This window comes from Cytobacillus solani, from assembly GCF_006704205.1.
GTDB classification, from domain to species: domain Bacteria; phylum Bacillota; class Bacilli; order Bacillales; family Cytobacillaceae; genus Cytobacillus; species Cytobacillus solani.
Genome location: NZ_CP041305.1, coordinates 1,758,686 through 1,774,022 on the forward strand (window position 1 = coordinate 1,758,686; position 15,337 = coordinate 1,774,022).

Sequence of the window (15,337 nt, forward strand, 5' to 3'; positions counted from 1 at the left end):
TATTCTTTTTGCAGCAAAATTAGCCTACATTAGTAGTTATACTTGATAAATTAGGTAAAATCAATTATTCACCTTTATTTTTTTTGATGATTTCTTCTGAAATCGATTTTGGCACTTCTTCATAGTGATCAAAGTGCATTGAGAATACACCACGACCTTGCGTGCTTGAACGCAATGACGTTGCATAACCAAACATTTCAGAAAGTGGAACCATCGCACGAACAACTTGTGCATTACCACGAGCGTCCATACCTTCAACACGACCACGACGAGAAGTTACGTTACCCATAATATCACCTAAGTATTCCTCAGGGATAATTACTTCTACGCGCATGACTGGTTCAAGAATGACTGGGCTACATTTTGAAGCAGCATTTTTAAGAGCCATAGATGCAGCTATTTTAAACGCCATTTCTGATGAGTCAACATCATGGTATGAACCATCGAACAATCTTGCTTTAATATCTACTAATGGATAACCAGCAAGTACTCCTCTATCAAGAGCATCTTCAAGTCCAGCTTGAACTGCCGGGATGTATTCACGAGGAACAACCCCACCGACGATGCCGTTTTCGAATTCAAAGCCTTTTCCTTCTTCGTTTGGAGAGAACTCAATCCAAACGTGACCGAATTGTCCACGTCCACCAGATTGACGAGCAAATTTACCCTCAACTGAAGCAGACGCGCGGAAAGTTTCACGGTATGCAACTTGTGGTGCACCAACGTTAGCTTCCACTTTGAATTCACGTTTCATACGGTCAACAAGGATATCAAGGTGAAGCTCACCCATTCCAGCGATGATAACCTGGCCAGTTTCCTGATCAGTATGCGCACGGAAGGTTGGATCTTCTTCTTGTAATTTTTGAAGAGCAGTAGTCATCTTATCTTGGTCAGCCTTTGACTTAGGCTCGATAGATAATTGAATAACCGGCTCTGGGAATTCCATAGATTCAAGAATAACAAGATTCTTTTCATCACATAGACTATCTCCAGTTGTAGTGTCTTTAAGACCTACAGCTGCAGCGATATCTCCTGCATATACTGTTGAAATCTCTTCACGAGAGTTAGCGTGCATTTGAAGGATACGTCCTACACGTTCACGCTTACCTTTTGTAGAGTTTTGCACATATGAACCAGAGTTCAATGTTCCAGAATACACACGGAAGAATGTAAGTTTACCAACATAAGGGTCAGTCATAACTTTAAACGCAAGAGCTGCGAATGGCTCTTCGTCACTTGAATGACGTTCAATTTCTTCATCACTATCTGGAAGGGTACCCTTAATTGCAGGTACATCAAGTGGTGATGGAAGATAATCAATTACTGCGTCAAGCATTTTTTGAACACCTTTGTTCTTGAAAGCAGAACCACAGATTACTGGGTAGAATTCAACGTTTACAGTACCTTTACGAATAGCAGCCTTTAACTCTTCGTTAGAGATTTCTTCTCCGCCAAGATACTTTTCCATCAAATTCTCATCAAGTTCAGCTACCGCTTCAATTAATTTTTCACGGTATTCTTCAGCTTGATCCATGTATTCTGCAGGGATTTCACGCTCTTCAATGTCAGTTCCTAAATCATTACCATAGAATGTAGCTCTCATTTCGATTAAATCAATGATTCCTTCGAATTGATCTTCAGCTCCAATTGGTAACTGAATTGCAGCAGCATTCGCTTGCAGACGATCATGAAGAGTTTTTAATGAATAAAGGAAGTCCGCTCCAAGTTTGTCCATTTTATTAACGAACACAACACGCGGAACTCCGTATGTTGTAGCTTGACGCCAAACTGTTTCAGTTTGAGGCTCAACACCAGATTGAGCATCAAGTACAGCCACAGCTCCATCAAGTACACGAAGGGAACGTTCTACTTCAACTGTGAAGTCTACGTGTCCCGGTGTATCAATAATGTTTACACGGTGACCTTTCCATTGAGCAGTTGTTGCAGCAGAAGTGATTGTAATTCCACGTTCTTGCTCTTGCTCCATCCAGTCCATTTGTGAAGCACCTTCATGTGTTTCACCAATTTTATGGATCTTACCAGTGTAATAAAGTACACGCTCCGTTGTTGTTGTCTTACCGGCATCAATGTGAGCCATGATACCGATATTACGAGTGTTTTTCAAGGAGAACTCTCTTGCCATTGGGTCTTTCTCCTTCCTAGTATGAGTGTTATTTTAATTAATCTTTTAATCTTACCAGCGGTAGTGAGCAAACGCTTTGTTTGCTTCTGCCATTTTATGTGTATCTTCACGTTTCTTAACCGATGCACCAGTGTTGTTAGCTGCATCTAAGATTTCGTTAGCTAAACGCTCTTCCATCGTTTTTTCTCCACGAAGACGAGCATAGTTTACTAACCAACGAAGACCAAGAGTTGTACGGCGATCAGGACGCACCTCTACTGGTACTTGATAGTTTGCTCCACCTACACGGCGTGCTCTAACTTCAAGTACTGGCATGATGTTCTTAAGTGCTTGATCAAATACTTCCATCGGCTCTTTGCCAGTTCGCTCGCTAATGATATCAAATGCAGAATATAAAATAGCTTGTGATTTACCTCTTTTACCGTCGATCATCATTTTGTTGATAAGGCGGCTAACAAGCTTTGAATTATAAATCGGATCCGGCAATACGTCTCTTTTTGCTACAGGACCTTTACGTGGCATATTATTTCCTCCTTTCGGAAATTCTTTTTAATAATATTTTAGTTGATTATTTCTTAGGTGCTTTTGGTCTCTTCGCACCGTACTTAGAACGTCCTTGCATACGGTTTGCAACACCAGCTGTATCTAATGCTCCGCGTACGATGTGGTAACGTACCCCCGGTAAGTCTTTCACACGTCCGCCACGGATTAACACAACGCTGTGTTCTTGAAGGTTGTGTCCGATACCAGGAATGTAAGCATTAACCTCGATTCCGTTAGATAAACGAACACGCGCATATTTACGTAACGCTGAGTTTGGTTTTTTCGGTGTCATTGTACCAACACGAGTACATACACCGCGTTTTTGTGGTGAAGATACGTTAGTTTGTGCTTTCTTGAAGCTGTTATAGCCTTTGTTTAGTGCTGGTGATTTTGATTTGTCCTCTTTCGTTTGACGAGGTTTACGCACTAATTGGTTAATAGTAGGCATGTAATTGTCCTCCCTTCATTTTTGTTAAGCCCACACATCCAGGTGGTTCATTTTGTTGCAAAAAACAAAGTCTTCGCAGATATCTATCTACAAAAACAGTTTTTAATTAATTATTGCAATAGTTGCCGCACCTACATCTATCCCGCATGCTTTTCCAAGCTTTTTCATTGAATCAACATACAAAACCGGAACTAACGCTTCCTCTGCTGTATTTACAACTTTTGCTATGACTTTATAGTCTGCATCTTTTGCAACTACAACTTCTCTAACCGTTCCTTGATTTAGTGCTTTCACCGTTTGCTTTGTTCCTATTACGACATTTTTTGCCTGCAATACTTTTTCATAAGACATGAACGATATCCTCCAAAGTATTCGGTTAATAGGAGCACCTTTGCTATATTACCATTTTCGATTTCCTATGTCAACAATCATTCTGCTTTTATTCACAAGTTTATCGAAAAAAATTGGTGCTAGCCGATTGAACTAGCTAGCACCAAAGGAAATATCCTACTCTACTGTCACAGCATCTTCAGCTGCTTCTTCATTTGTGTATGGTTCAGCACGTCTATATCGCTGCATACCTGTACCAGCAGGGACTAATTTTCCAATAATTACATTTTCCTTTAACCCTAACAGTTCATCACGTTTTCCTTTAATTGCTGCATCTGTAAGAACTCTTGTTGTTTCTTGGAAAGATGCCGCAGATAAGAATGAATCTGTTTCAAGAGATGCTTTAGTAATACCGAGCAATACAGGACGGCCTGTTGCTGGTAATTTGCCTGCAAGAAGGGCTTTTTCATTCGCATCAGTAAATTGATGGATATCCAATAATGTACCAGGAAGTACATCTGTCTCTGCAGCATCAATTACACGAACTTTACGAAGCATTTGACGAACCATAACCTCAACGTGCTTGTCGCCAATTTCTACCCCTTGCATACGGTAAACCTTTTGTACTTCACGTAACAAGTATTCTTGTACTGCCGTTACATCTTTAACTCTGATTAACTCTTTCGGGTCAATAGAACCTTCTGTTAGTTCTTGACCGCGTTCCACATGGTCATTTACAGCTACTTTTAGACGAGATGTGTAAGGGGCGGTATACGTTCGTGATTCTACTTCACCTTGAACGACGATTTCCTGCTGTCGATCACGGCCTTCGTTTATACCAACAACCACACCTTCAATTTCAGTAATAACTGCCTGACCTTTAGGATTACGCGCTTCAAAAATCTCTTGAATACGCGGTAAACCTTGAGTAATATCGTCTCCCGCAACCCCACCGGTATGGAAAGTACGCATTGTTAACTGTGTACCCGGTTCACCGATAGATTGAGCAGCGATAATACCTACAGCTTCTCCTACCTCTACCTCTTGACCAGTTGCTAGGTTGCGGCCATAACATTTCTTACAAACACCATGTCGTGTATTACACGTAAACGCTGACCGAATCCAAACTTCTTCAATATTCGCATTGATAACCGTTTCAGCAAGATCCTCAGTAATTAGACCATTCTCTGGCACAATCACTTCATTCGTTTCAGGATGTTTGATTGATTTCCTAGCATAACGTCCGATTAGACGTTCCTCTAGCGTTTCAATCACTTCAGTCCCGTCCTTCAACGAGCTAATTTTCAAGCCGCGATCAGTTCCGCAATCATCTTCACGGACAATGACATCTTGCGCTACATCTACAAGACGACGCGTTAAGTAACCTGAGTCAGCCGTTTTCAACGCGGTATCTGCAAGACCTTTACGAGCACCGTGAGTGGAAATAAAGTACTCTAAAACCGTTAATCCTTCACGGAAACTTGATTTGATAGGCAATTCAATAATTCGTCCAGCCGGGTTGGCCATAAGTCCGCGCATACCAGCTAACTGAGTAAAGTTAGAGGCGTTACCACGGGCACCAGAGTCACTCATCATAAAGATTGGGTTTGATTTATCGAGTGATTTCATTAGTCTTTCTTGAATTACATCTTTCGCTGCACTCCAAATAGAAATAACACGATCGTAACGCTCATCTTCAGTGATAAGTCCACGTCTGAATTGCTTCATAACGTTATCAACTTTATTTTGGGCATCATGAATAATTTTTTCTTTCTCACCTAATACAACGATATCAGCTACACCAACTGTAATCCCAGCTTTAGTAGAATATTTGAATCCAAGGTCTTTCATACGGTCAAGCATTTTGGATGTTTCCGTAATTTTATATCGCTTGAATACTTCAGCAATAATATTCCCAAGGATTTTCTTCTTAAATGGATCTACAAGCGGCATTTCACGAATAACAGAAAGAACATCCGTTCCTTGCTCAACAAAATATTGCTTTGGTGTTTCCACCTCAAGATTTTGCCTTGTAGGTTCATTAATATAAGGGAATGATGTTGGTAAAATTTCGTTAAATATTAATTTCCCAACCGTTGTTATTAATAACTTTTTGTTTTCCTCTTCGGTAAAGGTTGGATTTTTTAAAGATCCAGCGTGAACTGCTACACGTGTGTGCAAATGCACATACCCATTTTGATAAGCAAGCAACGCTTCATTTATATCTTTAAAAATCATCCCTTCACCGACTGATCCGTCTCTTTCCATCGTTAAGTAATAGTTACCTAAAACCATATCCTGAGAAGGAGTAACAACCGGTTTTCCATCTTTCGGGTTCAAGATATTTTGAGCTGCAAGCATTAATAATCTAGCTTCTGCTTGTGCTTCTGATGAAAGCGGAACGTGAACAGCCATTTGGTCACCGTCAAAGTCAGCGTTATATGCTGTACACACAAGTGGATGAAGACGTATCGCGCGTCCTTCAACAATCGTTGGCTCAAATGCCTGAATACCCAGTCTGTGTAAAGTTGGTGCACGATTCAGAAGAACCGGATGCTCTTTAATAACACTTTCAAGAACGTCCCATACTTCAGGCTGCACTCTTTCGATTTTGCGTTTTGCAGATTTAATATTATGTGATAGACCCTTTTCAACTAATTCTTTCATAACGAATGGCTTAAATAGCTCTAATGCCATTTCTTTAGGGAGACCACACTGATACATTTTTAAATTTGGTCCGACAACAATAACCGAACGGCCAGAGTAGTCAACACGTTTACCTAAAAGGTTTTGACGGAAACGACCTTGCTTACCTTTTAGCATATGTGAAAGAGATTTTAACGGACGGTTACCTGGACCCGTAACTGGGCGTCCACGACGTCCATTATCGATTAATGCATCGACTGCTTCCTGAAGCATTCTCTTTTCGTTTTGTACGATAATGCTTGGTGCACCAAGATCTAATAAACGTTTTAAACGATTATTTCTGTTAATTACTCGACGGTAAAGATCATTAAGGTCTGAAGTTGCGAAACGGCCGCCATCAAGCTGTACCATTGGACGCAATTCTGGAGGAATTACCGGAAGAACATCAAGAATCATCCAAGATGGTTCATTGCCTGACCCACGGAATGCCTCTAGGACTTCTAAACGCTTAATTGCGCGTGTTCTTCGTTGTCCTTGGGCAGTTCTTAATTCTTCTTTTAAGATATCGACTTCTTTGTCAAGGTCAATATCAGAAAGGAGTTTTTTGATGGACTCAGCACCCATTGATGCTTGGAATTTATTCCCGTACTTTTCACGATACGCACGGTATTCTTTTTCTGAAAGCAACTGTTTCTTCTCAAGTGCAGTATCACCTGGCTCAGTCACTACATAAGAGGCAAAATAAATTACTTCTTCAAGTGCACGAGGAGACATATCAAGAACGAGTCCCATACGACTTGGAATTCCTTTAAAATACCAAATATGAGATACCGGAGCAGCCAGCTCGATGTGTCCCATTCTTTCACGACGAACCTTAGCACGGGTTACTTCAACACCGCATCGGTCACAAACTACACCTTTATAGCGAACTCTCTTATACTTTCCGCAATGACATTCCCAATCCTTCGTAGGACCAAAAATGCGCTCACAGAACAAACCATCTTTTTCTGGTTTTAATGTACGGTAATTAATTGTTTCCGGTTTTTTCACTTCACCATGTGACCATGAACGAATCTTATCTGGTGAAGCTAGACCGATTTTCATATACTCAAAATTGTTTACATCTAGCAAGGGGCCTACCTCCCTTTTGATCTCCGGGCTTTTCCCTTATTGCCCATATGTAGCAAACAGGGTGAAACTATATTACCCTTCAGCCTCCGTTACATATTGTAAACAGGGGCTGAAGGAGCAAAAAAATCGATTAATTCACTGTTTTTTAGAAGTTATTCCTTTGTAACAACTTCCTCTTGTTCAATATTTTGTGGTTCCGGAGCAATTGCTAAAGATTCAGCTTGCTGTACTTCTTCGTCATCCTCCGTATCACGCATTTCAATTTCTTCTTCATCGCCAGAAAGAATTTTTACATCCATTCCTAAGCTTTGAAGTTCTTTAATAAGTACCTTAAATGATTCCGGTACTCCCGGCTCTGGGACATTTTCACCCTTAACAATGGATTCGTATGTTTTCACACGTCCAACAACATCATCCGATTTAACAGTTAATATCTCTTGTAGTGTATATGCAGCACCATAAGCCTCTAATGCCCATACCTCCATCTCACCAAAACGCTGTCCGCCGAATTGTGCTTTACCACCCAACGGCTGCTGAGTTACAAGTGAGTATGGTCCAGTTGAACGGGCATGAAGTTTGTCATCAACCATGTGCGCAAGTTTGATCATATACATAACCCCAACTGATACACGGTTATCAAACGGTTCACCTGAACGTCCATCATATAGAACTGTTTTCGCATCGCGTGCCATTCCAGCTTCTTCAATCGTCGCCCAAACATCTTCCTCGCTCGCTCCATCAAAAACCGGAGAAGCTACATGAATACCAAGTGCTCTAGCAGCCATTCCCAGATGAAGCTCAAGCACCTGCCCAATATTCATACGAGATGGAACCCCTAGAGGATTTAACATGATGTCAACAGGTGTGCCATCCGGCATATAAGGCATATCTTCTTCCGGTAAAATCCGTGAGATAACCCCTTTGTTCCCATGTCGTCCAGCCATCTTATCTCCCTCAGAGATTTTACGCTTTTGAACAATATAAACACGAACTAATTGGTTTACTCCAGGTGGGAGTTCATCCCCATCTTCTCTGTTAAAGACTTTTACATCCAGAACGATACCGCCACCGCCATGAGGTACACGTAGTGAAGTATCACGTACTTCACGTGCTTTTTCACCAAAGATTGCATGAAGAAGTCTTTCCTCAGCAGTTAGCTCCGTTACTCCCTTAGGTGTAACTTTACCTACTAAGAGGTCTCCATCCTTCACTTCAGCACCCGTACGTATAATTCCACGCTCATCCAAGTTACGCAGGGCATCTTCTCCAACGTTCGGAATATCACGCGTAATTTCTTCAGGTCCAAGCTTTGTATCACGTGATTCAGATTCATATTCCTCAATATGAATTGAAGTATATACATCATCTTTTACAAGGCGCTCACTCATGATGATTGCATCCTCGTAGTTATAGCCATCCCATGTCATAAAGGCTACTAAAACATTGCGTCCAAGAGCTAATTCACCAAGCTCCATTGATGGTCCATCTGCAAGTATTTCACCTTTTGTTACACGGTTGCCAACAGCCACGATTGGGCGTTGATTATAGCAAGTTCCTTGATTAGAACGGATGAACTTGAGCAATTTATATTTATCAAGATCACCTTTTACTTCTTGGCCATCGATTGTGTTGATTCTGCGAACCCATACTTCACGGGCTTCTACATGTTCAACAATCCCCTCGTGCTTACAAATAACCGCAGCACCGGAATCCTTCCCTGAAACATATTCCATTCCAGTTCCAACACGAGGCGCTTGTGGCTGCATTAAAGGAACAGCCTGACGTTGCATGTTTGCTCCCATTAACGCACGGTTGGAGTCATCGTTTTCTAAGAAAGGAATACATGCTGTCGCAGCAGATACAACCTGCTTAGGTGATACATCCATATAGTCAACGCGATCACGGGCAACAACTGTATTTTCCCCTCTGAAACGAGCAACAACTTCTTCGTCAAGGAATGAACCATCATCATCAAGACGAACGTTCGCTTGCGCTACAACATAATTATCCTCTTCATCTGCAGTCAGATAATCAATGCGGCTAGTCACTTTGCCTGTTTCAGGATCAATTCGACGGAAAGGTGTCTCAATAAAGCCAAATCGATTTACTTTTGCAAATGATGATAAAGAGTTGATCAATCCAATGTTCGGACCCTCTGGTGTTTCGATTGGACACATCCGGCCATAGTGGGAGTAGTGTACGTCACGAACTTCCATACCAGCTCTTTCACGCGTTAAACCACCTGGTCCAAGAGCAGAAAGCCGGCGTTTATGCGTCAGCTCTGCAAGCGGGTTTGTTTGATCCATGAACTGAGATAACTGCGAACTGCCAAAGAATTCTTTAATCGATGCAATGACAGGACGAATATTAATCAGCTGCTGTGGAGTAATTGTGTTTGTATCCTGAATGGACATTCTCTCACGAACGACACGTTCCATTCTTGAAAGCCCAATACGGAATTGATTCTGAAGCAATTCACCTACAGAACGCAAACGACGATTTCCGAGGTGATCAATATCATCTGTAAGACCAACTGAATGCAGCAGGTTAAAGAAATAACTAATTGATGCAATAATATCAGCTGGAGAGATATTTTTCACAGCCTCTTCCACGTAAGCATTGCCAATTACATTAATGATCTTTTCCCCATCTTCATTTGGTGCATAAATTTTAATCGACTGGAGTGTAATATCTTCCTCCAGCACACCACCTACAAGACTCACCGATTTAAAGCCAATATTTTTTTCTAAATAAGGCAGGATTCGATCTAATGTACGGCGGTCAAGGGTAACGCCCTTCTCTGCAATAATTTCCCCTGTTTCCGGGTCAACAAGTGTTTCTGCAAGGCGTTGTCCAAATAATCTATTTTTAATATGAAGTTTTTTATTAATCTTATATCTACCAACATTCGCCAAATCATAGCGTTTTGGATCAAAGAATCTTGAAACCAATAAGCTTTTTGCATTCTCAACTGTTGGTGGCTCTCCAGGACGAAGACGCTCATAAATTTCTAATAACGCCTTGTCAGTTCCTTCGGTATTATCTTTTTCAAGCGTATTACGGATGTATTCATTGTCTCCAATCAAATCAATGATTTCTTGATCAGATCCGAACCCAAGTGCACGCAAAAGAACCGTAACGGGCAGTTTCCGAGTACGATCTATTCTAACGTATACGACATCCTTGGCATCTGTTTCATACTCAAGCCAAGCGCCGCGGTTCGGGATTACAGTTGCAGTAAAGCCTTTTTTCCCGTTTTTATCTAGTTTTCCACTAAAGTATACACTTGGAGAACGGACAAGCTGTGAAACGATAACACGCTCAGCTCCATTAATCACAAATGTACCTGTTTCTGTCATAAGCGGGAAGTCACCCATAAAGACATCCTGGTCTTTAACTTCGCCTGTTTCTTTGTTTACAAGACGCACTTTCACACGTAAAGGTGCAGAATATGTAACATCTCTTTCTTTCGATTCCGGAACGGAATATTTTGGTTCGCCAAGGCTGTAATCAATAAATTCAAGCGACAAATTACCAGTAAAGTCTTCAATCGGAGAAATGTCATGGAACATTTCACGTAAACCCTCATCAAGAAACCATTGATAAGAAGAGGTTTGGATTTCGATTAGATTTGGTAATTCTAAAACTTCACTGATTCGTGCGTAACTTCTACGTTGGCGGTGTCGTCCATACTGAACTAGTTGACCTGTCAACTGATTCACCCCTCAAATCAAGCGTTATTATTAGAAAAGCGGAAGTGCCTCGCTTAGGGACGACAAGCATAAGACAAGACGGCCTAAAGGTTGTTCTTTAACCTTTTGGTCGGATTGGCTTATGACTCGAGTCTCTAGGCACTGGAGCTAGACATCCTAACTTCAGGAAACTTGCCACTTTTCGGTTAGACAAAAAGAAAAAGGGTTTTAACTAAAAAACCACATTTCCACATTACGACAATTATTTTGTTATCATTCCCATTAACACCATTTTTATACAACTTTTGTGCATTTTAGTAATTAACCGGAATATAATATGTTGGCATTTTACAATACTATCATACGAAAAAAGTCAAGTCAATCTTTTTTTGCTTTTATAATAAAGTAGCCTTTTTTCTTCGCAACCGTCTCTACTTCTCCGTATATTTCGGACATTTTTTCAATTGCTGATGGAGCTCCTTGCTTTTTTTGAATAACAACCCAAAGCTCCCCACCAGGGAGCAGACAATCAAAACTTTGTTCAAATATATCATGAACAACTTTTTTTCCAGCACGGATTGGCGGATTTGTTAAAATTGCCGCAAACCGATTGCCCTTAACATTCTCTAATCGATCACTCTCATAAATGCAAACATTTTCAATTTCATTTAATTTTGCATTCTCCCCTGCAAGCGAAAGGGCTCGTTCATTTACATCAATCATATGCACAAGTCGATCCTTCATTTGTTTCGCCACAGATAACCCAATCGGTCCATATCCACAGCCAACATCAAGAATATTCCCATCTATCGCCGGTTCAGTAAATACTTCTATTAAAAGCCTAGACCCAAAGTCAACTTCCTTTTTAGAGAATACCCCATTATCTGTTTTAAACCGGAACGAAAAGTTATTGAGAGTGAAGCTCCAAAATTTCGGGTCACTTTCAACATTTTGTGTTTTGGAATAATAGTGTTCAGACAAGATAAAGTCACCTCCGTCGGAGAAAGAATTGTAGAAAGCTAAAGAGGTTTACAACCTTCTCATGCACGAAAAGAAATTTCATTGTTTCGGGTCAAAAAAAGCCCGCTATACAGCGGGCTTTTCAATATTTATATTACTTAACTTCAACGCCAGCTCCAACTTCTTCAAGTTTAGCTTTGATTTCTTCAGCTTCTTCTTTAGAAGCGCCTTCTTTAAGTGCTTTTGGAGTGTTATCAACAAGTTCTTTTGCTTCTTTAAGTCCAAGACCTGTGATTTCACGTACAACTTTGATAACTTTGATTTTTTGATCGCCTGCAGAAGCAAGGATTACATCAAAATCAGTTTTTTCTTCAACAGCGCCAGCAGCAGCTCCGCCCATAACAGCTACAGGAGCTGCAGCAGTTACACCAAATTCTTCTTCGATAGCTTTTACTAAGTCGTTTAATTCTAAAACAGTCATATTTTTAACTGCTTCAATGATTTGTTCTTTAGTCATGATAAAATTTCCTCCTTATATTTGGTTTGATTCTATTAGTTTAACGCTAACCTTAACTTACGCGCCTTGTTCTTCTTTTTGGTCTGCAACAGCTTTTGCAGCAAGAGCAAGATTGCGGATTGGTGCTTGAAGAACGCTGAGTAGCATAGAAAGTAAACCTTCGCGTGATGGAAGTTCTGCAAGAGCCTTCACTTCATCAACTGAAGCAACATTACCTTCAATTACACCCGCTTTAATTTCAAGCGCTTCATGTTTTTTCGCAAAATCATTAATGATTTTTGCTGGAGCAACTACATCTTCAGTACTGAATGCAACCGCATTAGGACCTGTTAACACTTCATTTAAGCCTGAAAGCTCAGCAGATTCAGCTGCACGGCGTGTTAATGAATTCTTGTATACTTTGAATTCTACACCAGCTTCACGAAGTTGCTTACGAAGTTCAGTTACTTCTGCAACAGTAAGACCACGATAATCAACAACAATCGTTGATACACTTGCTTTAAATTTATCAGCAATTTCTTCTACGATCTGTTTCTTTTGTTCGATAGCACTGCTCATCTTTACACCTCCTGTAGAAATTCTACATTTAAACCGTCCATAAAAAACCTCCACACCTTTGCAGACATGGAGGAAGTATACAATAGTTAATAAATCAATTAACTGTATCGTAATACCTCGGCAGGAAATTAAGCTTAAAGGCGCCTGCTGTCTACGGTAAAAATGTTATTTTATTTTCACAACAAAATACATAATACTAAATGTATATTTGTTTGTCAATTGTTATTATTTAACTGTTACAGTTGAAGGGTCTACTTTTACGCCAGGTCCCATAGTTGAAGTAACAGATACGTTCTTCATGTAAGTTCCTTTTGCAGCAGCAGGCTTAACTTTCATCATTGTATCGAAAATAGTGTTGAAGTTTTCAACAAGCTTTTCGTTTTCAAATGAAACTTTACCGATTGGCACGTGGATGTTACCAGCTTTATCAACACGGTATTCAACTTTACCAGCTTTAATTTCTTGAACAGCCTTCGTTACATCAAAAGTAACTGTGCCTGTCTTAGGGTTTGGCATTAAGCCTTTTGGTCCTAACACACGTCCAAGTTTACCAACTTCACCCATCATATCTGGTGTAGCAACGATTACATCGAAGTCAAACCAGCCTTGTTGGATTTTGTTGATGTAGTCCGCATCACCTACGAAATCTGCTCCTGCAGCTTCTGCTTCCTTCGCTTTTTCGCCTTTAGCAAAAACAAGGACACGCTGAGTTTTACCAGTACCGTTTGGAAGCACAACAGCCCCACGGATTTGCTGATCAGCTTTCTTAGGGTCTACTCCTAAACGGAATGCCACTTCTACAGTTGCATCGAATTTAGCGAAATTTGTTTTCTTCGCAAGTTCAATTGCTTCTCCAATTGGATAAGCCTTCATGCTATCTACAAGCTTAGCAGCTTCTAAATACTTTTTACCTTTTTTAGCCATTTTTATTTCCTCCTTGATTTGTGGTTTTAACGGAATAACCTCCCACGTAACAAAAGCATAAACGCTTCGTTAGCGCTATGAACTATTGTTAGACGCACAAAGGGTTGCGTGTGAAACCAAATTCAGCAACGCAACCCCGTTGAACAGCATACATGGATTAGTCTTCGATAACGATACCCATGCTGCGAGCAGTACCTTCAACCATACGCATTGCAGCTTCAACACTTGCAGCGTTTAGATCAGGCATTTTTGTTTCAGCAATCTCGCGTACCTTGTCACGCTTGACTGTTGCTACTTTATTACGGTTCGGTTCACCTGAACCAGACTCAATTCCAGCCGCTTTCTTAAGAAGAACTGCAGCAGGAGGAGTTTTCGTAATAAATGTAAATGAACGGTCTTCAAAAACCGTAATTTCAACAGGAATGATTAGACCAGCTTGTTCAGCTGTACGAGCGTTAAATTCCTTACAGAATCCCATGATATTCACACCGGCTTGACCTAGTGCAGGACCAACTGGCGGCGCAGGGTTTGCTTTACCTGCTGGAATTTGCAATTTAACAAGTTTGATTACTTTTTTAGCCACGAGACACACCTCCTTAAAGTCCGTGATGTGGTAATAGGGATATTCCCTCCCACTCAACTTATAGTCTTTATATAAAGATAAAGAACTCTAGCAATTGTCCGGTCTCATTGTCCGAGACATACTGACCTTTGAAATGTTACCACTTTTTAAAGATGATTTCAAGTTTTTTTCAAATAAGCAAGGATAACTTTTTATAGTTATAAAAAAGACATGCCATATTTTGAAGATTTCTCATTATTTTTTTATAATTTTTCAATCTGAGAAAAGTCCAGTTCGACTGGAGTATCACGGCCAAACATATTTACTAATACTTTAATCTTCGCCTTATCCTTATCAATATCTTCAATTGAACCTGTAAAGTTCGCAAATGGACCTTCTTTCACTTGAACTGTTTCTCCAAGTTCAAAATCGATATCTACTCGCTTTTCTTCCACGCCCATGCGCTTCAAAATAACGTTTACTTCTTCTGGTAATAACGGAGTTGGTTTAGAGCCAGATCCAGCTGAGCCAACAAATCCTGTTACACCTGGCGTATTGCGGACTACATACCAAGAATCATCAGTCATCACGATTTCAACTAATACATATCCAGGGAAAACTTTACGTTTAACAACCTTTTTCTTTCCATTTTTGAAATCTGTTTCTTCTTCTTCTGGCACAATCACACGAAAGATTTTATCTTGCATTGCCATTGATTCTACACGTTTCTCTAAGTTAGCCTTTACTTTGTTTTCATAACCCGAGTACGTATGAACAACATACCAATTCTTTTCCATTCAAGGGGACTCGTTCGTCCTTCCCTCCCTGTAATAATAAATTTTAGGCTTTTTTGTAGAGTATTTTTTACCAAATGAAAAAACCC

At 40.4% G+C, this 15,337-nt stretch carries 12 protein-coding genes and 1 other annotated feature; all 12 genes read right to left on the reverse strand.

Annotated elements, in window-relative coordinates; all coding sequences use genetic code 11:
- Window positions 1-64 precede the first annotated feature (64 nt).
- Window positions 65-2,143 carry an elongation factor G gene (fusA, locus tag FI644_RS09080; protein ID WP_053478267.1) on the reverse strand — a complete coding sequence of 693 codons (2,079 nt, stop codon included), beginning with the start codon at window positions 2,141-2,143 and terminating at the stop codon, window positions 65-67.
- Between the two features lie 51 nt (window positions 2,144-2,194).
- Window positions 2,195-2,665, reverse strand: a complete 471-nt coding sequence (gene rpsG / locus FI644_RS09085; protein WP_009336565.1) for a 30S ribosomal protein S7 — start codon at window positions 2,663-2,665, stop codon at window positions 2,195-2,197.
- A gap of 46 nt (window positions 2,666-2,711) precedes the next feature.
- Entirely contained in the window at window positions 2,712-3,134 is a 423-nt protein-coding gene (gene rpsL, locus FI644_RS09090; protein WP_053478268.1) for a 30S ribosomal protein S12, read from the reverse strand.
- Between the two features lie 102 nt (window positions 3,135-3,236).
- On the reverse strand, window positions 3,237-3,485 hold the full coding sequence (locus FI644_RS09095; RefSeq protein ID WP_053478269.1) for a 50S ribosomal protein L7ae-like protein: 249 nt from the start codon (window positions 3,483-3,485) through the stop codon (window positions 3,237-3,239).
- A gap of 156 nt (window positions 3,486-3,641) precedes the next feature.
- Window positions 3,642-7,241 carry a DNA-directed RNA polymerase subunit beta' gene (gene rpoC, locus FI644_RS09100; protein WP_053478270.1) on the reverse strand — a complete coding sequence of 1,200 codons (3,600 nt, stop codon included), beginning with the start codon at window positions 7,239-7,241 and terminating at the stop codon, window positions 3,642-3,644.
- Between the two features lie 152 nt (window positions 7,242-7,393).
- A complete protein-coding gene (gene rpoB / locus FI644_RS09105) occupies window positions 7,394-10,954 on the reverse strand; it encodes a DNA-directed RNA polymerase subunit beta (RefSeq protein ID WP_053478271.1) in 3,561 nt (1,186 codons plus the stop codon).
- 357 nt (window positions 10,955-11,311) lie between these two features.
- Window positions 11,312-11,914: a class I SAM-dependent methyltransferase gene (locus FI644_RS09110; protein WP_053478272.1), complete on the reverse strand. Its 603-nt coding sequence runs from the start codon at window positions 11,912-11,914 to the stop codon at window positions 11,312-11,314.
- Window positions 11,915-12,047: 133 nt separating this feature from the next.
- Entirely contained in the window at window positions 12,048-12,410 is a 363-nt protein-coding gene (rplL, locus tag FI644_RS09115) for a 50S ribosomal protein L7/L12 (protein WP_053478273.1), read from the reverse strand.
- A 57-nt stretch (window positions 12,411-12,467) separates the two neighbouring features.
- Window positions 12,468-12,968 carry a 50S ribosomal protein L10 gene (gene rplJ, locus FI644_RS09120; RefSeq protein ID WP_053478274.1) on the reverse strand — a complete coding sequence of 167 codons (501 nt, stop codon included), beginning with the start codon at window positions 12,966-12,968 and terminating at the stop codon, window positions 12,468-12,470.
- Between the two features lie 32 nt (window positions 12,969-13,000).
- Window positions 13,001-13,143 (reverse strand) — a sequence feature (ribosomal protein L10 leader region).
- Window positions 13,144-13,193: 50 nt separating this feature from the next.
- Window positions 13,194-13,892, reverse strand: a complete 699-nt coding sequence (gene rplA, locus FI644_RS09125) for a 50S ribosomal protein L1 (RefSeq protein WP_056681733.1) — start codon at window positions 13,890-13,892, stop codon at window positions 13,194-13,196.
- A gap of 157 nt (window positions 13,893-14,049) precedes the next feature.
- On the reverse strand, window positions 14,050-14,475 hold the full coding sequence (gene rplK / locus FI644_RS09130; protein WP_009336545.1) for a 50S ribosomal protein L11: 426 nt from the start codon (window positions 14,473-14,475) through the stop codon (window positions 14,050-14,052).
- A gap of 242 nt (window positions 14,476-14,717) precedes the next feature.
- Window positions 14,718-15,251: a transcription termination/antitermination protein NusG gene (nusG, locus tag FI644_RS09135; RefSeq protein WP_053478276.1), complete on the reverse strand. Its 534-nt coding sequence runs from the start codon at window positions 15,249-15,251 to the stop codon at window positions 14,718-14,720.
- Window positions 15,252-15,337 lie beyond the last annotated feature (86 nt).